Genomic DNA, 17,462 nt, shown 5'->3' with positions numbered 1-17,462 from the left:
TCGAACTGATGTGTGGAGCCGCCGGAGAGGTGCGTCTCGATGGCCGGACACCGGATATTTCCGGGGTGGCGGCCATGGCAGACGCGATGGCGCCCAGGGGTCCGGATGCGGCCGGTGTGTGGTCGCAAGGCCGGGTCGCGCTGGGCCATCGCCGCCTGAAAATCATTGACCTGACCGAAGCAGGCGCTCAGCCGATGGTCGATCCCGAACTGGGATTGGCCGTTTGCTGGAACGGCTGCATCTACAACTACCAGGAGCTGCGCCGGGAACTGTCCGGGCACGGCTACCGCTTCTTCTCGCACAGCGATACCGAGGTGCTGCTCAAGGCCTATCACCACTGGGGTGACCGGTTCGTCGAGCACCTGATGGGGATGTTCGCGTTCGCGATCGTCGAACGGGACACCGGCCGGGTGCTACTGGGCCGCGACCGGCTGGGGATCAAGCCCCTCTACATCACCTCCGACGCCCACCGGATCCGGTTCGCCTCGACGCTGCCGGCCCTGCTGGCCGCCGGCGGTGTGGACACCCGGATCGACCCGATCGCACTGCATCACTACCTGACGTTCCATTCGGTGGTGCCGCCCCCGTTGACGATCCTGCGCGGCATCAAGAAGGTGCCGCCGGCCTCGATCGTCGCGATCGAACCCGACGGCAGCCGCCACACGACGGTCTACTGGTCGCCGGACTTCACCCGGCACGCCGATCGCGCCGACTGGTCGGAAAAGGACTGGGAGGACGCGGTCCTGGAGTCACTGCGGCGCGCCGTCGAGCGCCGGCTGGTGGCCGATGTGCCGGTCGGCTGCCTGCTGTCCGGCGGGGTCGATTCGAGCCTCATCGTCGGGCTGCTCGCCGAGGCCGGCCAGCACGGCCTGTCCACCTTCTCGATCGGATTCGAATCGGTGGGCGGGGTGGCCGGCGACGAGTTCAAGTACTCCGACATCATCGCCGAGCGCTTCGAGACCGACCACCATCAGATCCGGATCGGCACCGACCGCATGCTGCCCGCACTCGACGGGGCGATCGGCGCCATGAGCGAGCCGATGGTCAGCCACGACTGTGTGGCCTTCTATCTGCTCAGCCAAGAGGTGGCCAAACACGTCAAGGTGGTGCAGTCCGGGCAGGGCGCCGACGAGGTGTTCGCCGGATACCACTGGTACCCGCCGATGGCCGAGCCCGCCGCGGCCGAGCTTGATGGGGCGGTCGCCGGCTATCGCGGTGCCTTCTTCGACCGCGACAGCACCGGGGTGGCCGCCCTGATCAGCGAGGCATATCGGGCCGACGGGGATCCCAGCGGGGTGTTCGTCACCGATCACTTCGCCGCGGCCGGGGCACAGACCGGTGTGGATCGCGCATTGCGGCTCGACACCACGGTGATGTTGGTCGACGATCCGGTCAAGCGGGTGGACAACATGACCATGGCGTGGGGGCTGGAGGGCCGGGTGCCCTTCCTGGACCACGAACTCGTCGAGCTCGCCGCCACCTGCCCGCCCGACCTGAAAACCGCCCATGGCGGCAAGGGTGTGCTCAAACAGGCTGCGCGGCGGGTGGTTCCGGCAGCGGTGATCGATCGTCCCAAGGGGTACTTCCCGGTTCCGGCGCTCACCCACCTGGAGGGTCCGTACCTGGACCTGGTCCGCGATGCACTGTATGCCCCGGAAGCCAAGGAGCGCGGCCTGTTTCGCCCAGAGGCCGTCGACCGGCTGTTGGCCGATCCGAACGGCAGGCTGACGCCCTTGCGGGGCAACGAGCTGTGGCAGATCGCCCTGCTGGAGTTGTGGCTGCAACGTCACGGCGTGACGGGAGGCGCGGCGTGACCGCCACCGAGCACGACGCGTCGGCACCGTCGTTGCACCCCGATCACCCCGATCACACCGAGGCGATCACCCTCGGCCTGCACGATGCCTCCCCCCAGCACCTGGTGGACGCCATGGCCGACGATGTGGTGCTCGAACTGGGTTGGGGCCGACTGATTTTCGGACAGACATTCGCCGACCCCGAACAGCTCGCCGAGGTGCTGCAGCAGGAGGGGCCGGGGCGGCGCGACATCTGCATCTACGCCCGCGAATCGCACGTCCTGGTGGCCCGCTCCCCCGCCGAGTTGTTCATCGACCCCAGCCACACCTACCGGTTGCGGTTCACCGACGACCTCACCGCCGCCGAACCCGTCGGGTTCACCGTGCGGACGTTGCAGACGCCGATGGACGCCGACGCGATGAACCGGGTGTATGTGCGCTGCGGCATGGTCCCCGGCCCCGTCGACGTCATCTGGCACAACCACACCCTGACCCCGGCAGTGGTCTACCTGGTGGCGGTGCGCGATGACGACGGCTCGGTGGTGGGCACGGTCACCGGTGTCGACCACAAACGGTTGTTCGCCGATCCTGAGGACGGGTCGAGTCTGTGGAGCCTGGCGGTGGACCCGGCCGCCGGCCTGCCCGGCGTCGGCGAAGCGCTGACCCGCACGCTGGCCGGAATTTTCCGCGAGCGGGGCCGCGCCTACATGGACCTTTCTGTGGCCCATGACAATTCGGCCGCGATCGGACTGTACGAAAAACTGGGCTTCCATCGGGTGCCGGTGCTGGCCGTCAAACGTAAGAACGCGATCAACGAGCCGCTGTTCACCCATCCGCCGGAGACGGTGGACGATCTGAATCCGTATGCACGCATCATCGCCGACGAGGCGATGCGGCGGGGCATCCGGGTCGAGGTGCTCGACGCCGGCGCCGGCGAGATGCGGTTGTCGCACGGTGGGCGCAGCGTCATCACCCGAGAGTCGCTGTCGGAGTTCACCTCTGCGGTGGCGATGGCCCGCTGCGACGACAAGCGTCAGACCCGGCGCATCGTCTCCGATGCCGGCATCTCGGTACCCAAGGGCCGCTTGGCCACCTTCGACCACGAGGACCACGACTTTCTGGCCGAGGTCGGCGACGTGGTGGTCAAGCCCACCCGCGGCGAACAGGGCAAGGGAATCACCGTCGGGGTGGACAGTGACGACGAGTTGGACGCGGCCCTGCACCGGGCCCGTGAGCAGCACCCCGAAGTGCTGATCGAGCAGCGCGCGCCCGGCGACGACCTTCGCCTGGTGGTGATCGACGGCAAGGTGGTGGCATCGGCCATTCGCAAACCCGCCGAGGTGGTCGGCACCGGCAAACACACCGTGCGGGAGCTGATCGAGACGCAGTCTCGGCGCCGCTCGGCCGCCACCGGTGGCGAATCACGCATCCCGATCGACGATGTCACGAAGGCCACCGTCGCCGAAGCCGGCTGGTCATTCGACGACGTGCTGCCCGAGGGGGTGCGCCTGCGGGTGCGACGGACGGCCAACCTGCACCAGGGCGGGACGATTCACGATGTCACCGCGGAGGTGAATCCCGAACTGTGCCGGGTCGCGGTGGCCGCAGCCGAGGCGATCGGGATTCCGGTGACCGGCATCGACCTCCTGGTGCCCGATGTCACGGGCCGCGAATATGTGTTCATCGAGGCCAACGAGCGCCCGGGTCTGGCCAATCACGAGCCCCAGCCCACTGCGGCGGCCTTCGTGGATTTCCTGTTCCCGCAGCAGCCGGGGTTGCCGCAAGCCTGGACACCTTCGGAGGCGGCTGACTGAGCGTCCGCGCTGCTCACCAACTGCTGGTGCGCAGCACGATCTCGGCCGCCAGTTGGGCGGTCGAATCGCCGGCATTGCGCCGGCCCGGCATCTCGACCAACCGGAAATCGCCGTACACGTAGCGCTGACTGGCCTTGGCCACGGCCCGCGCGGCCGGCGTGCTGACCAGCACGGTGGTGTTCATCTCCACGGGCGGGCAGTTGTCGTCGCGGATTACGCCGGTGGCGTCGGCGACGCGCGGATGGCCTCGATCCACCACGACCAGACCGGTGAACTTGTCCAGCCGGGTCGCGGCGAGGTGCCAGGCGAGTTCGCCGCCGAGTCGGTCACCCACCAGCAGCGCCCATTTGATGTCGAGCGAGTCGAGGATGTCGACCACGGATTTTGCGGTGAGTCGCGGATCGGGCCCGATGATCACCGTGCGCAGCGACGCGGTGTGCAGCCGTTGACAGATCGCCCCGTAGGCGGCGGGGCCGTGATGGCCGGCGCTGAGCACCACCACCGTCGAACCCCGCTCCGGCCCTGAGACGTCGACGGGCGTGGAGAACCCGTCGATCGTCGTCACGGTGGTGAGCATTCGGACCAACCTACCGTCCCGACTCGTCGGGCGGGCCGAAATCCTGATTGTCCTGACGAGTGCGTCAGCCGACGCCCACGCGGTGCGCCTGGATGTCGAAAACGTCCAGAAACGTCTGCGGCAAAGCACCTTTGACGGCGATCGAGGGATTCTGCGTCGGAAATGCGATACCGAAAACCGCCCAGTTGCCGACATTTTCGAAGGCGAAATAGATGCTCTGGTCCTCGCCTCTCAGGCGCATGGTCTGTTGGTAGACCAACGCCGACGAGCGAGGTACCGACAGCCTGGTGGTGGTGATCGGGATGCCGGCGTCGGAGGGATCGAAGTGGGTGGAGAACTCGGCGCACCGTTGGGCGGTGGCTTCCAGGCGGTCCAGCGGCAGCGCCGTGGTCATGACGGTGAGGACCATGCGCGCCCCGTCGTAGGCCGCGATGATCTGCGCGGCGCTGCCGGGTCCGCGTTCGGCGGATTCGGCGATCACCCGCGTCAGCCCGTCACTGCAGCCGGCCGGCGTGGTCAACATCGGCGGCGCACCGGGTCCGCTCGTGCCGCCCGGGCCGGCGTCGTCACCGGCGACGCGGTCCACCTGCACACCGGCCGGCAGATCGTCCGGCGTCACCAACACCTTTTCCAGGGTGGCGCCGGGCCAGGTGGGGGTCCCGACGACCACGGGCGCACAGCCGGATGCGCCCAGCACACTCACAATTGACCCGACGAGAACCGCCATGCACCGTCGGGGTCGTTCCATATGCCCAGGTTACCGGGGTGGACCGGTCAGCGCAGTGCTCATGGTGGGTCGCGCCGGCGGGCCGTGCCGCAACAAGTCCAGCACGGCATCGATGTCGAGGTGGGCGGCCAGCAGATCGGCCATCAGGTCGAGCTGCGCGTCGCGACGGCCGCGGACATCGGTGTCCTCGGCGACCACGAACCCGGTGCGTCCGGCGGCCTCGGCAACCTCGGCGAGCCAGGCTCGACGCACATCGTCGTTGTCGAGCAGGCCGTGCCAGTGGGTGCCGTAGACCGCACCGCGGCGCAGCCCGATGCCCAGCCAGTCCTCGGCCGCCGAACGGGCGACCTGACCGTGGTGAATCTCGTAGCCCCACAAGGGTTTTTCCCAGTGCCGCAAGGTCTTGTCAACGGCGAACTCGATGTCGGCGTCGAGCAGGCCCAAGCCGGCGACCGAGACCGGCCCCGTGGCTGTGGCCTCTACGGCGTCATCGATACGCCGGCACAACATCTGGAATCCGCCGCACACCCCCAACACGGGGCGGCCCTGTGCGCGGTGGGCAAGGATCGCCTCGGCCAGACCGCGCTCGCGCAGCCAGGCCAGGTCACTCACGGTGGCCTTGCTGCCGGGAATCACCACGAGGTCGGCGCCGGCCAGGTCGGCGGCATCGGTGACCCAGCGCACCACGACGCCGGGTTCGCAGGCCAGCGCCTCGATGTCGGTGGAATTGGAGATACGTGGCAGCCGGATCGCGGCGACGGAGAGGGTCTGCGTGCCGCACGGCGGTTGCGGGACTCCGACGAGACCGCCCGGCCGGACCGACACCGAGTCCTCGGTGTCCAGCCAGATACCGTCGTCGAACGGGATCACACCGTAGGTGGGCCGCCCGGTCAGTTCCTGCAGTTGCCGCAATCCGGGCTCGAGCAGGGCCGGGTCGCCGCGGAACTTGTTGACGACGAAGCCCGCGATGAGCTGCTGGTCCTCGGGGGCCAGCACGGCGACGGTGCCGTGCAGGTGGGCCAACAGGCCGCCGCGGTCGATGTCGCCGACCACGACGACGGGCAGGTGCGCGGCCCGGGCCAGCCCCATGTTGGCCAGGTCGGTGGCGCGCAGGTTGATCTCGGCGGGCGAGCCCGCGCCTTCGCAGATCACCACGTCGAATTCGGATCTCAGCGAGGCCAATTCGTCGGCGACGACGGCGGCGAGCCGGTCCCGATGGGTGAAGTAGTCGCCGGCTGCCACGGTTCCGGCCACCTGGCCCCGGATGACCAGCTGGGAGGTCCGGTCCCCGCCGGGCTTGAGCAGGATCGGGTTGAACCGGGTGTCAGGCGCCAGCCCGGCGGCGCGGGCCTGCATGGCCTGGGCCCGGCCGATCTCGCCGCCGTCGACGGTCACCGCCGAGTTGTTCGACATGTTCTGCGCCTTGAACGGCGCCACCGACAACCCTTTACGGGCCAGCAACCGGCACAGGCCGGCAACGACCATCGACTTGCCGGCGTCCGAGGTGGTGCCGGCGATCAGCAGCGCCCCGCTCATGTTCCCGGCGCGAATGTTCCCGGCGCGAGCAGACACATAACTGCGCTTTTCCCGCCAAAAGTGGGCAGTTTTATGTCTGCTCGCGGGAGGAAACTCACGGCAGGGTCAGGATGTCGGCGCCGTCCTCGGTGACCACCAGGGTGTGCTCGAACTGCGCGGTCCACTTGCGGTCCTTGGTCACCACGGTCCAGTCGTCCTCCCAGATCTCGTAGTCCAGCGACCCGAGGTTGATCATCGGTTCGATGGTGAAGGTCATGCCGGGTTCCAGCACGGTTTCGACCGCAGGCTGGTCGTAGTGCAGCACCACCAGTCCGTTGTGGAAGGTGGTGCCGATGCCGTGGCCGGTGAAATCCCGAACCACGTTGTAGCCGAACCGGTTTGCGTAGGCCTCGATGACGCGGCCGACGATCGACAGCGCGCGGCCGGGCTTGACCGCCTTGATGGCGCGCATCGTGGCCTCGTGGGTGCGCTCGACGAGCAGCCGGTGCTCCTCGGAGACATCGCCGGCCAGGAAGGTGGCGTTGGTGTCGCCATGGACCCCGTCGATGTAGGCGGTGACGTCGATGTTGACGATGTCGCCGTCCTCGATCACCGTCGAGTCCGGGATGCCGTGGCAGATCACCTCGTTCAGCGAGGTGCAGCAGGACTTGGGAAATCCCTTGTAGCCCAACGTCGAGGGATACGCACCGTGGTCGACCATGTAGTCGTGGGCGATGCGGTCCAACTCGTCGGTGGTGACGCCGGGTGCGACGGCCTTGCCGGCCTCGGCCAGGGCGGCGGCGGCGATCTGGCCGGCGACGCGCATCTTCTCGATCACCTCGGGGGTCTGCACCCAAGGCTCGCTGCCCTCCTGCACGGTGGGCTTCCACGCATACTCCGGCCGCGGGATCGACTTGGGAACCGGCAGGGTCGGCGCGAGCACACCGGGGCGCAGGGCGGTACGAACAGGCATGACAGCAAGGATAACCAGGAGAACGGGAATCTCTCACAGCGAGAATGATGCTATTTTCTCAGCCATGCTCAGCGAGTCAGAGGCCATGCCGGCGCCCACCTCACGGCCCATGCAGACCACACCCGGCCACCTGCTCGGCCAGATGGGTTTTCGGGATGTGCTGGAGAACGACGAGACCCTCGTCATGGAGATGGACAACCGGCCGGATCTCACCAACATCCGCGGCGCACTGCAGGGCGGAATCGTGGCCACCCTCATCGACATCGCCGCAGGCCGGCTGGCCGGGCGCAACGTCGGCCCCGGTCAGGACGTGACCACCGCGGACATGAACATCCATTACCTGGCGCCGGTCATCGAGGGCCCGGCGCGTGCGGTGGCCACCGTGGTGCGCGCGGGCCGACGGCTGGTCGTCACCTCGGTCGATGTCACCGATGTCGGGCGCGACAACCGATTGGCCGCCCGCGCCACCCTGAGTTTCGCGGTTCTCGACCCGCGGTAACCGCGTCAGGCCCGCTCGGGCCGCGAGAACCGGCCGAACCAGGCTTTTCGCGGACCACGGATCTCCACCGACCCGCACACCACACGTCCGGTCAGGATCACGTGTGGCCTGCCCTCACCAGGGGCGTCGCGACGGTGGTCGGCCGCGCTGCCCACGATCACCTCGACGTCGTCGATCGACGCACTGGCACCGTCGGGCAGCCGGATCTCCAGCGAACCGAACTTCATGTCCAGCTCGATCACGACCATCGGCCCGGCGAACCGGGCCCGGGTCAGGTCCAGCTCGACCGAACCCATCCGGCGCACCAGTGCCAGCCGGGTCGGAACCGTCCACTCGCCGCTGCGCTTCAACGACCCGAGGACACCGCGTAGCTCGACCCGGTCGGCGGCGGTGGTGACGATCGCTCCGGGGCCCGGCAGATCACCGACCAGGGAGTCGAGGTCGGAGTGCAGGCGAGCCTGCGACACCAGCGCCGAGCGCTCCTCGAACTCGGCGATGTCGATCAGCCCAAGGGCCACGGCGTTGTGCAGCCGGCGCATCGTCGCATTGCGATCGGCGTCGGAGACGCGCAGTTCGACCGATTGTTCATTGGTGCCTGTCATGACGTTTCCACGGTACCGCCCGCCGGTGGCGGCCTCAGGCCAGATAGTCGTGCGGCAGCCCCTCCAGCATGGTCTTGCACATCCGCACCGCGTACTCCGAACTGCCGCCGCCGACGATCAACGCCGCGAACGCCAGATCCCCGCGGTACCCGGCGAACCAGGAATGCGATCCGCCCATGAACTCCGCTTCACCGGTCTTGCCCCGGACGTCGCCGAGCCCGATGAGTTCCTTGGCGGTGCCGTTGGTCACCACCAACCGCATCATCGGCCGCAGCCCGTCCACCATCTTCGGGCTGATGGGGGCGCCGGCACCCTCGACCAGGGTCTGTCGGCCCTCGATCAGTCGCGGCACCGGCGTCTTACCGGCCGCCACCGTCGCGGCCGCCAGCGCCATCCCGAACGGGCTGACCAGCACCTTGCCCTGGCCGAAACCATCTTCGGTGCGCTCGGCCAGGTCCACCGTCGGCGGCACCGAACCGGTCAGCGTGGTGAGGCCGTCCACCTGGTAATCGGTGCCGATGCCATACCGCGCCGCGGCCTGGGTGAGGCCGCGCGGCGGCATGTGGGCAGCGAGTTCACCGAAGGTGGTGTTGCACGAGTTGGCGAACGCTCGCGACAGCGGCACGGTGCCCAGGTCGAATCCGTCGTAGTTGGTGACGGTCCGGTGCCCGATGTCGAGGGTGCCCGGGCAACCCAACAGCGTGTTGGGCGTTGCCATGTCGCGCTCGATCGCGGCGCCCGCGGTGATTATCTTGAACGTCGACCCGGGCGGGAACTGGCCCATCACCGCGATCGGCCCGTTGGCGTCGGCGGCGGCGTTCTGTGCGACCGCCAGGATCTCCCCGGTGGACGGTTTGATCGCGACGAGCATCGCCTGCTTGCCGGTGGTGTTGACGGCGTTCTGCGCGGCGTCCTGCACGGCGCGGTTCAAGCTGATGGTGACCGACGGTGCCGGTTCGCCCTCGACCTCGTGCAGCACATCGACGTCGACGCCGTTCTGGTTGACGGTGACCACGCGCCATCCGGGCTGCCCGTCCAGCTCGTCGGCCACCGCCTTTCTCACCTCGTTGACGATCGCCGGGGCGAAAGTCGGGTCGGTGGGCAACATTTCGGGTTGCGGGGTGATGACGACGCCGGCCAGGCGACGCAGCGCCGGCGCGATGCGGTCGTTGTCGGCCTTGTTCAGCGTGATCAGGCTCCGCGGCTGTGCCGATGCGCTGGCCTGTTCGGCGAGCAGTTGGGGATCGCCGAGCGCCGGGTCGAAGGGTCGCAGCGCGTCGGCCACCGCCCGGGCGGTGGGCATCAGGGCCGCGCCGGCAGCGCGGGCGTCCAGCGCGTAGTGGTAGATGTAGCCGGGCACGAGGACGTCGGTGCCGCCGCGTTCGTTGACCGAGGCCCGGCGCGGCGCGTCGGCCCGCAGCGCGAAGGTCTGGTGTTCCCCCAGCCGCGGGTGCAGTCCGGTGGCACTCCAGCGAACCGCCCAGCGCCCCTCGTTGCGGATCATGTGCAGCTGCCCGTCATAGGTCCAGGTGCGGTCCTTGGGCAGGTGCCAGGTGTAGCGGTAGGTGACGCTGCCGGTGTCCTCGGCGTACTTCGACCCCAGGATCTGGGCGTCGAGTCCGGTGGCCTGCAGGCCGTTCCACGCTTCGTCGAGGGCGGTCTTGGCATCCTCGGGCCGGTCGGACAGCTCCGCGGCGCCTGCGGTGTCACCGGTGGCCAGTGCCGTGAAGAACTTCTCGGCGGCGGGCTCGGGACCGTTGGGCCGCGGGGTGCAGGCGCTCAGCGCCATGGCCCCGAGCACCGCGGCGATCGTCAAGAAGCCCGCGGTGCGTGTGACTGATGATGTTTGAGTTGCCATTGAGGCTGATGGTAAGAACGTCGAGCCCGGTTTCGTCGGAGGCGCACCGAGACCGAACCGAGACAGCGGCGAGACCGACGAGTTGCCCGCTTCACACGTCCAGCCCATGCAGCAGGATTTCGAGGCCGCGCCGGAACTCCTCGTCGGGCTCGATGCCGCCGGCCAACTGGGCGGTCTCCAACAGCAACGGATAATCGCCCGCCGGCAAACTCGCCAGCGCCCGGGTCCCGGGCCCGGCCAAGCTTCCCAGCATCTCGATCTCGAGCGCTCCGAAAATGTAGGCGAGCAGCACCCGGAACGCGTAGACCCGCCGCTCACCGTCATATCCGCCGGCAGCGAGTACACCGAGTACCGATTCACCCCAGCGCAGCGACGCCGGCGAGCGGTGCCGATGCGTGAGCATCAGCGGTGCCACCGCAGGATGCCGCGCAGCCACGGTGCGTACCCGCCCGGCGAGTTCGGCGAGTTGGTGTCGCGTCGACCCCCGAGGCAACGCGAGATCGACTCCGTCGAGCACGAGGTCAACCACCATCGCTTCGAGTTCGTCACGATCGGCGACGTATCGGTACAGCGACATCGTTCCCATCCCCAACTGACGTGCGACAGCACGCATCGACAGCCCCGCCAGCCCGTCGGCGTCGATGACCTCCAGCGCAGCGGCGGCGACCTGACGTGGGGTGAGTGAACGTGGGCGCGGCATGACGATTGACAGCGTACACCGTACTCCTATAGCGTCCAACCGTAGGCGTACAGCGCACGCCGACCAGGAGGAGCCGTGACCACATCCGCCTCGCCCAAGGCACCCAGGACCATCGGCCGATACCAATTCCGCAGTGTCACAGGCGAACACATCCCGGTACCCGATCCGAGCGATCTGGTCCACCTGCAGTTCAGACGCTTCGCCGGTTGCCCGATCTGCAATCTGCACCTGCAGTCCTTCGTCGCCCGGCATGCGGAGATCAACGCCGCGGGCATCCGTGAAGTGGTCTTCTTCCACTCCCCTGCCGCCGAATTGGCCGAGCACACAGCGGATCTGCCGTTCGCGACGATCGCCGATCCGGAAAAGGACACCTATCGACAGTTCGGTGTCGAGTCCGGCCGCCGCGCCCTGCTCGATCCCCGAAGCTGGCCGGCGATCGTCCGGGGCAGTGCCTTGACCTTGCGCGGGCGATTCCGTGCCCCCGCGAGCAAGCAGGCCGGCGGCCGGCTCGGGCTACCCGCGGATTTCCTGATCGCACCGGACGGCGTGGTGCTCGCGGCCAAGTACGGCACTCATGCCGACGATCAATGGTCGGTCGACGAGCTGCTGACTCGGGCCGCCGCCACACGGCGGTGACACCGGGCCGGACTCGCTCAGTCCAGCAGAACCGTCGCGAAGGTGCCGACCTGTTCGAATCCGATGCGGGCGTAGGTTGCCCGGGCCACCGTGTTGTAGCTGTTGACATACAGGCTGGCGATCCGGCCCGATCCGACGACGGCGGCTGCCAGCGCGGCGGTCCCGGTGGTGCCGAGCCCTCGGCCGCGCCATTCCGGATGCACCCACACGCCCTGGATCTGGCCGACGGCCGGCGACTGCGACCCGACCTCGGCCTTGAACACCACCTCGCCGTGCTCGAACCGGGCCCAGGCCCGGCCCGCGGCGATCAGGCTGGCAATGCGCCGGCGGTAGCCGCGACCACCATCGCCGATCCGCGGATCGACACCGACCTCACCGATGAACATGTCGACCGCCGCCACCAGGTAGGTGTCGAGCTCGTCCATCCGCACCGGGCGCACCGTCGGGTCGATCGCGCACTGCGGCATCGAGTACAGCGCCATCAACGGCTGTTGCTCGCGCACATCCCGGGCGGTGCCCCACACCGACTCCAGCCGGCGCCACATCGGCAACACCAGTTCGGCCCGGCCGACCAGCGATGAGCACCGCCGCGCGGTGCTCATCGCCTTGTCCGAGAACGCCTTGAGGTCCTCGGCGTCACCACGCAGCGGGATCAGATTCGGACCGGCGTAACACAGGGATTCGGTGACGCCACGACGCGTCCACAACTCCCCGCCGATCGCGCCGGGCGCGACCCCGAACTCGGCGACGCGGGAGGCCACCATGCACGACCCCACCGGGTCCTCGTCGAACACCTGCAGACAGGGCGTGGCGTCCTGCACCACGGAAACTCGCCGCTCATCGACGAGGCGGAACAGGGGCGGTGCCGACATGGACGATTCTCTCTGCTCAAGCCGAGGCTGGGTGACCCCGCTCACAGGGGTCTATATCAGCTTACGGTCACCACCGGCGAACCGCTGGCATCATCTGTACCCGCTTGTTCGGCCAACCGCATCGCCTCTTCGATCAGGGTCTCGACGATCTGCGCCTCGGGAACGGTCTTGATGACCTCGCCTTTGACGAAGATCTGGCCCTTGCCGTTGCCGGAAGCCACCCCGAGGTCGGCCTCGCGGGCCTCGCCCGGACCGTTGACCACACAGCCCATCACCGCGACCCGCAACGGCACATCGAGCCCGTCCAGGCCCGCGCTGACCGCATTGGCCAGCGTGTAGACGTCGACCTGGGCCCGCCCGCAGGACGGGCAGGACACGATCTCCAGGCCGCGCGGCCGCAGGTTCAGCGACTCCAGGATCTGGGTGCCGACCTTGATCTCCTCGGCCGGAGGCGCCGACAACGACACCCGGATGGTGTCACCGATGCCCTGCGACAACAGCGCGCCGAAGGCCACCGCGGACTTGATCGTGCCCTGAAACGCCGGGCCGGCCTCGGTCACCCCGAGGTGCAGCGGGTAATCGCATTGGGCGGCCAGCTGCGTGTAGGCCTCGACCATGATCACCGGATCGTTGTGCTTGACGCTGATCTTGATGTCGCCGAAGCCGTGCTCCTCGAACAGCGAGGCCTCCCACAGCGCCGACTCAACCAGCGCCTCGGGCGTGGCCTTGCCGTACTTCTTCAGCAACCGCGGGTCCAGCGAACCGGCGTTGACACCGATGCGGATCGGGATGCCGGCGTCGCCGGCGGCCTTGGCGACCTCTTTGACCCGCCCGTCGAACTCCTTGATGTTGCCGGGGTTGACCCGCACGGCCGCACAGCCGGCGTCGATCGCCGCGAAGATGTACTTGGGCTGGAAATGGATGTCGGCGATCACCGGGATCTGGCTGTGCCGGGCGATCTCGCCCAGCGCGTCGGCGTCCTCCTGCCGGGGACAGGCCACCCGCACGATGTCGCAGCCCGTGGCGGTCAACTCGGCGATCTGCTGCAACGTCGCGTTGACGTCGTGAGTCTTGGTGGTACACATCGACTGCACCGCGATCGGGTACTCGCTGCCGATGCCGACGTCACCCACCATGAGCTGACGGGTCTTGCGTCGCGGCGCCAGCGTCGGCGCCGGAGGTGCGGGCATACCCAGACCGATGGAAGTCAAGGGGTTCTCCTATTGAAAGATGCTGAGTGGGTTGACCAGGTCGGCGGTCACGGTCAACAGCATGTAGCTGACCACGACAAGCAGCACCACGTAGGTGGCCGGCATGAGCTTGAGGTAGTTGACCGGTCCCGCGGCCACTTTGCCGCGGGCCGCACGGAACATGTTGCGGATCTTCTCGTAGGTCGCGACCGCGATGTGGCCGCCGTCGAACGGCAGCAGCGGCACCAGGTTGATCGCGCCGAGTACGAAGTTCAGCTGCGCCAGGAAGAACCAGAACGCCACCCACAGGCCGGCCTCGACGGTCTCGCCGCCGATGATGCTCGCCCCGACCACGCTGATCGGGGTTTCCTTGTCGCGTTCACCACCGCCGATGGCCTGCACGAGGGCACCGATCTTGGTGGGGATCTTGGCCAGCGACTTGCCCAGTTCGACCGCGAGGTCTCCGGTGAACGAGAACGTCGCGGGCACCGCGCTGATCGGGCTGTACGGCGTCGGCGGGGCCACTTTGACGGCGGTGACGCCGATGGCGCCGACGGTGGCCGGCCCCTGGGCGTCGGCGCTGGTGAAGCGCTGGGTCTGGGTGACGTCGACGACGGTTGTGACGGTCTGGCCGTCGCGCTTGAGTTCGATGTTCACCGGACCGTCGAGCTTGCGGATCGCAGCGGCCATGGAGGCGAAATCGGTGACCGGGGTGTCGCCGACCTTGACGATCTCGTCGCCGGCCCGGATGCCGGCTTGCGCCGCGGGCCCGGCCCCGGTGCACTCCCCCATCTTCTCAAGGGTCAGTTGTGGTGCGACACAACCGGTTTCACCGACAATGGCGGTGGTGGGGGCGCTGATGTTGGGCAGGCCCCACATGATCGCGATGGCGTACAGCAACACCAGGCCGATGACGAAGTTCATGGCCGGGCCGGCGAACAGCACGGCGACGCGCTTCCACACCTTCTGCTTGTACATCGCATAGGGCCGGTCTTCGGGGGCGATCTCGTCGACAGAGGTCATGCCGGCGATATCGCAGAAGCCCCCCAGCGGGACGGCCTTGATACCGTACTCGGTCTCGCCCAGCTTGTTGGGGCGGCGCGTCGACCACAGCGTCGGACCGAAGCCCACGAAATAACGGCGCACCTTCATTCCGGTGGCGCGCGCCACCCACATGTGCCCGCATTCGTGCAGCGCCACCGAAACCAGGATGGCCAGCGCGAACAGCGCGATACCGATAGCGAACATCATTTGGTGACGAGCCCTTTTCTCACAAAATTTTTCTCGACGTTCTTCTCGACGGTTTTCTCGATGACCTGCCGTGCTCGCTGCCTGGCCCACCGCTGCGCGTCGAGTACGTCTTCCACGGTAGCGGGTTCGGCGGCCCACTGGTCGGCAGCGTGCAACACGTCACCGACGGTTCGCACGATCGACGGGAACGAGATGTGCCCGTCCAGGAAGGCCGCGGCCGCCTCTTCGTTTGCCGCGTTGTAGACCGCGGTCAGGCAACCTCCGCGCGCTCCGGCCGCCCGCGCCAGTGTCACCGCGGGGAACACCTCGTGGTCCAGCGGCAGGAATTCCCAGGTGGACGCGGTGCTGAAGTCGCAGGCCAGGGCCGCTCCCGGGATGCGGTCGGGCCAGCCCAGGGCCAGCGCGATCGGCAGCTTCATGTCCGGTGGACTGGCCTGGGCCAGCGTCGAACCGTCGGTGAAGGTGGCCATCGAGTGCACGATCGACTGCGGGTGCACCACCACCTCGATGCGGTCGTAGTCGATGCCGAACAGCAGGTGGGTCTCGATCAGCTCCAGCCCCTTGTTGACCAGCGTCGCCGAGTTCAGCGTGTTCATCGGGCCCATCGACCAGGTCGGGTGCTTGCCGGCCTGCTCGGGGGTGACCGAGTCCAGGTCGGCGGCCGACCAGCCCAGGAACGGCCCGCCGGAGGCGGTGAGCACGATGGTGGCGACCTCGGCGGCGGTGCCGCCGCGCAGGCACTGGGCCATCGCCGAGTGTTCGGAGTCCACCGGGACGATCTGTCCGGGTGCGGCGGCCTTGAGCACCAGCGGCCCGCCGGCCACCAGCGACTCCTTGTTGGCCAGGGCCAGCCGTGCCCCGGTGGCCAGTGCGGCCAGCGTCGGCGCCAGCCCCAATGCGCCGACCAGCGCGTTGAGCACCACGTCGGCCTCGGTGTTCTCGACCAGCCGGGTGGCCGCGTCGGGCCCGGCGTAGGTCACCTCGCCGACCTTGTCGGCGGCGTCGGGATCGGCGACGGCGATGTTGGTGACGCCGGTGGCCGCGCGCTGGGCGGCGAGCAGATCGGGGTTTCCGCCGCCGGCGGCCAGGCCCACCACCTCGAACCGGTCGGGGTTGGCCGCGATGACCTCGAGCGCCTGGGTGCCGATGGATCCGGTGCTTCCGAGTATCAGCACCCGCTGTCTGGCGCCGCCGTCTGTGCTCACCGTTACATTGTGCCGCGCCCGGTCAGGCCTGGCCCAACCGCCGCGCAGCGCCCCGGCTCGCGGCCTTCTCGGGCACTGCCACGACCGTATGCTCGGACGACGTCCACAACTTCAGAGCGAGGAACCAGGTTCGCGAATGAACTCTGCCGAGGATGCCCGGGTGGTCCCCGTGACCGCCCGGACCGAGTATCTGACCAGGCGTCATCACGTGTCCGCCGGCGTGGCCGGAACGGCCCTGGTGACGGGGTTGATCGCGCTGGTGGCGCTCAACTACGCCGGCGCCCCCGGATGGGTCACCGCCGCGGCGGTGGCCGCGCTGGTCACGATCGGGCTGGGCGTGGTGGCCTATGGGCGGCTCGGAAAACCGGGGGCTGTGCTGATCACGGTCGACGGCGACACCGTGTGGCTGGGTGAGGAGAACCGCGGCATCGTCAGCTATCCGCTGTCGTCGCTGGTCGCCGTGGACCAGGCCGGCCCGGCCGAGCAGACCACGACCGAGGACCGGCGCATCACGGTCCGTGGTCAGCGATATCTGACGCTGACTTTCGCCGCCGAGGCCGACCGGGCCGACGACGAGTGGCGGGTCGCCGTCGTCGGGTCCGATCCGGCGGTGGCCGAGATCCTGCGCCGGCTGGCCGCGAGGCTGCCGGACGCAGACGGTGACGAGGCCGGGACGACGGCCCCGCCGGCCGCTGGGGCGCGGATCGCCGACGCCGGAACCGACGAAGCGGCGAAACGGCTCTGGGAGGAGGCGGCCCGGCGCCACGACGACATCCTCGGCGGTTACGGCGCCTACGAACTCGACCCGGCGATGCTGTTGCGCTATCCCGCGATCACCGATGTGACGGTCGAGACCACGCAGAGCTTCCACGTCGCCCTCGACGAGGCGCAGGCCTTGCGCACCGAGACCTATCCGGACAACCGCGGACTGGCCGACGCGTACCAGCAGGCGGTGGTGCGGCTGCGCCGATGCTGGATCGCCTGCGAGGCGCACGGCAAGAAAGTGGGCACCGCGTATCTCGAGCCGGCCGACCGTACCGAGTTGAACACCGCGCTCAAGCTCTACAACCATGCCGCCTCGAGCAGCACCCCGGCCGAGCAGGCCACGTACTACGGCCGCGCCCGGGAGATCGTCACCAAACTCGTCGACCGCGGCGTGCTGCACCCACCGAAACAGCAACTGGCGCAACTGGAAGGCGTGACCCGCCGGGCCATCGAGGCCGCAAGGCCGAGCTGAACTGAGAGGCCGC

General features: G+C 68.5%; 16 protein-coding genes. 5 read left to right on the top strand and 11 right to left on the bottom strand.

What is annotated here, in order from left to right; genetic code table 11:
* Positions 1-8 precede the first annotated feature (8 nt).
* Both FR943_RS11935 and ngg read left to right on the top strand, forming a co-directional pair.
* Positions 9-1,814: an N-acetylglutaminylglutamine amidotransferase gene (locus FR943_RS11935; RefSeq protein ID WP_217157209.1), complete on the top strand. Its 1,806-nt coding sequence runs from the start codon at positions 9-11 to the stop codon at positions 1,812-1,814.
* On the top strand, positions 1,811-3,607 hold the full coding sequence (gene ngg, locus FR943_RS11930; RefSeq protein ID WP_217157207.1) for an N-acetylglutaminylglutamine synthetase: 1,797 nt from the start codon (positions 1,811-1,813) through the stop codon (positions 3,605-3,607). Before FR943_RS11935 ends, ngg begins: the two co-directional genes overlap by 4 nt.
* A gap of 13 nt (positions 3,608-3,620) precedes the next feature.
* Here ngg and FR943_RS11925 read toward each other — a convergent pair whose 3' ends face one another.
* The 4 genes from FR943_RS11925 to map all read right to left on the bottom strand — a co-directional run bounded on the left by FR943_RS11925 (position 3,621) and on the right by map (position 7,399).
* A complete protein-coding gene (locus FR943_RS11925; protein WP_217157205.1) occupies positions 3,621-4,184 on the bottom strand; it encodes an alpha/beta fold hydrolase in 564 nt (187 codons plus the stop codon).
* Between the two features lie 64 nt (positions 4,185-4,248).
* Complete coding sequence (locus FR943_RS11920) at positions 4,249-4,911, bottom strand: hypothetical protein (RefSeq protein WP_217158182.1); 663 nt, start codon at positions 4,909-4,911, stop codon at positions 4,249-4,251.
* A gap of 30 nt (positions 4,912-4,941) precedes the next feature.
* On the bottom strand, positions 4,942-6,447 hold the full coding sequence (locus tag FR943_RS11915; RefSeq protein WP_217157203.1) for a cobyric acid synthase: 1,506 nt from the start codon (positions 6,445-6,447) through the stop codon (positions 4,942-4,944).
* Between the two features lie 94 nt (positions 6,448-6,541).
* Positions 6,542-7,399 carry a type I methionyl aminopeptidase gene (gene map / locus FR943_RS11910; RefSeq protein ID WP_217157201.1) on the bottom strand — a complete coding sequence of 286 codons (858 nt, stop codon included), beginning with the start codon at positions 7,397-7,399 and terminating at the stop codon, positions 6,542-6,544.
* Between the two features lie 109 nt (positions 7,400-7,508).
* Between map and FR943_RS11905 the strand changes: the two genes are divergently transcribed.
* The gene (locus FR943_RS11905; protein ID WP_217158181.1) at positions 7,509-7,898 is read left to right on the top strand and encodes a PaaI family thioesterase; all 390 of its coding nucleotides are present in this window, start codon (positions 7,509-7,511) and stop codon (positions 7,896-7,898) included.
* A 5-nt stretch (positions 7,899-7,903) separates the two neighbouring features.
* On the opposite strand, the gene FR943_RS11900 is transcribed toward FR943_RS11905, so the two are convergent.
* The 3 genes from FR943_RS11900 to FR943_RS11890 all read right to left on the bottom strand — a co-directional run bounded on the left by FR943_RS11900 (position 7,904) and on the right by FR943_RS11890 (position 11,058).
* A complete protein-coding gene (locus FR943_RS11900; protein WP_217157199.1) occupies positions 7,904-8,500 on the bottom strand; it encodes a DUF1707 SHOCT-like domain-containing protein in 597 nt (198 codons plus the stop codon).
* A 34-nt stretch (positions 8,501-8,534) separates the two neighbouring features.
* Positions 8,535-10,358, bottom strand: coding sequence for a penicillin-binding transpeptidase domain-containing protein (locus FR943_RS11895; RefSeq protein ID WP_217157197.1), 1,824 nt, complete (start codon positions 10,356-10,358; stop codon positions 8,535-8,537).
* A gap of 91 nt (positions 10,359-10,449) precedes the next feature.
* The gene (locus tag FR943_RS11890; RefSeq protein WP_217157195.1) at positions 10,450-11,058 is read right to left on the bottom strand and encodes a TetR/AcrR family transcriptional regulator; all 609 of its coding nucleotides are present in this window, start codon (positions 11,056-11,058) and stop codon (positions 10,450-10,452) included.
* 75 nt (positions 11,059-11,133) lie between these two features.
* Between FR943_RS11890 and FR943_RS11885 the strand changes: the two genes are divergently transcribed.
* A complete protein-coding gene (locus FR943_RS11885) occupies positions 11,134-11,694 on the top strand; it encodes a peroxiredoxin-like family protein (protein ID WP_217157193.1) in 561 nt (186 codons plus the stop codon).
* Between the two features lie 17 nt (positions 11,695-11,711).
* On the opposite strand, the gene FR943_RS11880 is transcribed toward FR943_RS11885, so the two are convergent.
* The 4 genes from FR943_RS11880 to dxr are packed head-to-tail and all read right to left on the bottom strand — an operon-like array spanning position 11,712 to position 16,212.
* On the bottom strand, positions 11,712-12,566 hold the full coding sequence (locus FR943_RS11880) for a GNAT family N-acetyltransferase (protein ID WP_217157191.1): 855 nt from the start codon (positions 12,564-12,566) through the stop codon (positions 11,712-11,714).
* 56 nt (positions 12,567-12,622) lie between these two features.
* Positions 12,623-13,756, bottom strand: a complete 1,134-nt coding sequence (gene ispG, locus FR943_RS11875; protein ID WP_217158180.1) for a flavodoxin-dependent (E)-4-hydroxy-3-methylbut-2-enyl-diphosphate synthase — start codon at positions 13,754-13,756, stop codon at positions 12,623-12,625.
* Positions 13,757-13,786: 30 nt separating this feature from the next.
* Positions 13,787-15,007, bottom strand: coding sequence for a M50 family metallopeptidase (locus tag FR943_RS11870; protein ID WP_217157189.1), 1,221 nt, complete (start codon positions 15,005-15,007; stop codon positions 13,787-13,789).
* Positions 15,004-16,212 carry a 1-deoxy-D-xylulose-5-phosphate reductoisomerase gene (dxr, locus tag FR943_RS11865; RefSeq protein WP_217157187.1) on the bottom strand — a complete coding sequence of 403 codons (1,209 nt, stop codon included), beginning with the start codon at positions 16,210-16,212 and terminating at the stop codon, positions 15,004-15,006. The genes FR943_RS11870 and dxr overlap by 4 nt, the downstream gene beginning before the upstream one ends.
* A gap of 307 nt (positions 16,213-16,519) precedes the next feature.
* On the opposite strand from dxr, the gene FR943_RS11860 reads away from it, so the two are divergent.
* A complete protein-coding gene (locus FR943_RS11860) occupies positions 16,520-17,449 on the top strand; it encodes a hypothetical protein (protein WP_217158179.1) in 930 nt (309 codons plus the stop codon).
* Positions 17,450-17,462 lie beyond the last annotated feature (13 nt).

It is taken from the genome of [Mycobacterium] fortunisiensis, from assembly GCF_019050325.1.
Taxonomy (GTDB): domain Bacteria; phylum Actinomycetota; class Actinomycetes; order Mycobacteriales; family Mycobacteriaceae; genus Mycobacterium; species Mycobacterium fortunisiensis.
Note: the sequence above shows the minus strand (reverse complement) of the source record. Positions and strands in the feature narration are given on the sequence as shown.

Excerpts from the sequence above, each read along its gene's own strand:
- ispG (WP_217158180.1), bottom strand. The coding sequence starts at position 13,756 with ATGCCCGCACCTCCGGCGCCGACGCTGGCGCCGCGACGCAAGACCCGT.
- FR943_RS11890 (WP_217157195.1), bottom strand. The coding sequence starts at position 11,058 with ATGCCGCGCCCACGTTCACTCACCCCACGTCAGGTCGCCGCCGCTGCG.
- FR943_RS11895 (WP_217157197.1), bottom strand. The coding sequence starts at position 10,358 with ATGGCAACTCAAACATCATCAGTCACACGCACCGCGGGCTTCTTGACG.
- FR943_RS11870 (WP_217157189.1), bottom strand. The coding sequence starts at position 15,007 with ATGATGTTCGCTATCGGTATCGCGCTGTTCGCGCTGGCCATCCTGGTT.
- FR943_RS11880 (WP_217157191.1), bottom strand. The coding sequence starts at position 12,566 with ATGTCGGCACCGCCCCTGTTCCGCCTCGTCGATGAGCGGCGAGTTTCC.
- FR943_RS11920 (WP_217158182.1), bottom strand. The coding sequence starts at position 4,911 with ATGGCGGTTCTCGTCGGGTCAATTGTGAGTGTGCTGGGCGCATCCGGC.
- map (WP_217157201.1), bottom strand. The coding sequence starts at position 7,399 with ATGCCTGTTCGTACCGCCCTGCGCCCCGGTGTGCTCGCGCCGACCCTG.
- FR943_RS11900 (WP_217157199.1), bottom strand. The coding sequence starts at position 8,500 with ATGACAGGCACCAATGAACAATCGGTCGAACTGCGCGTCTCCGACGCC.
- FR943_RS11915 (WP_217157203.1), bottom strand. The coding sequence starts at position 6,447 with ATGAGCGGGGCGCTGCTGATCGCCGGCACCACCTCGGACGCCGGCAAG.
- FR943_RS11925 (WP_217157205.1), bottom strand. The coding sequence starts at position 4,184 with ATGCTCACCACCGTGACGACGATCGACGGGTTCTCCACGCCCGTCGAC.
- FR943_RS11935 (WP_217157209.1), top strand. The coding sequence starts at position 9 with ATGTGTGGAGCCGCCGGAGAGGTGCGTCTCGATGGCCGGACACCGGAT.
- FR943_RS11905 (WP_217158181.1), top strand. The coding sequence starts at position 7,509 with ATGCAGACCACACCCGGCCACCTGCTCGGCCAGATGGGTTTTCGGGAT.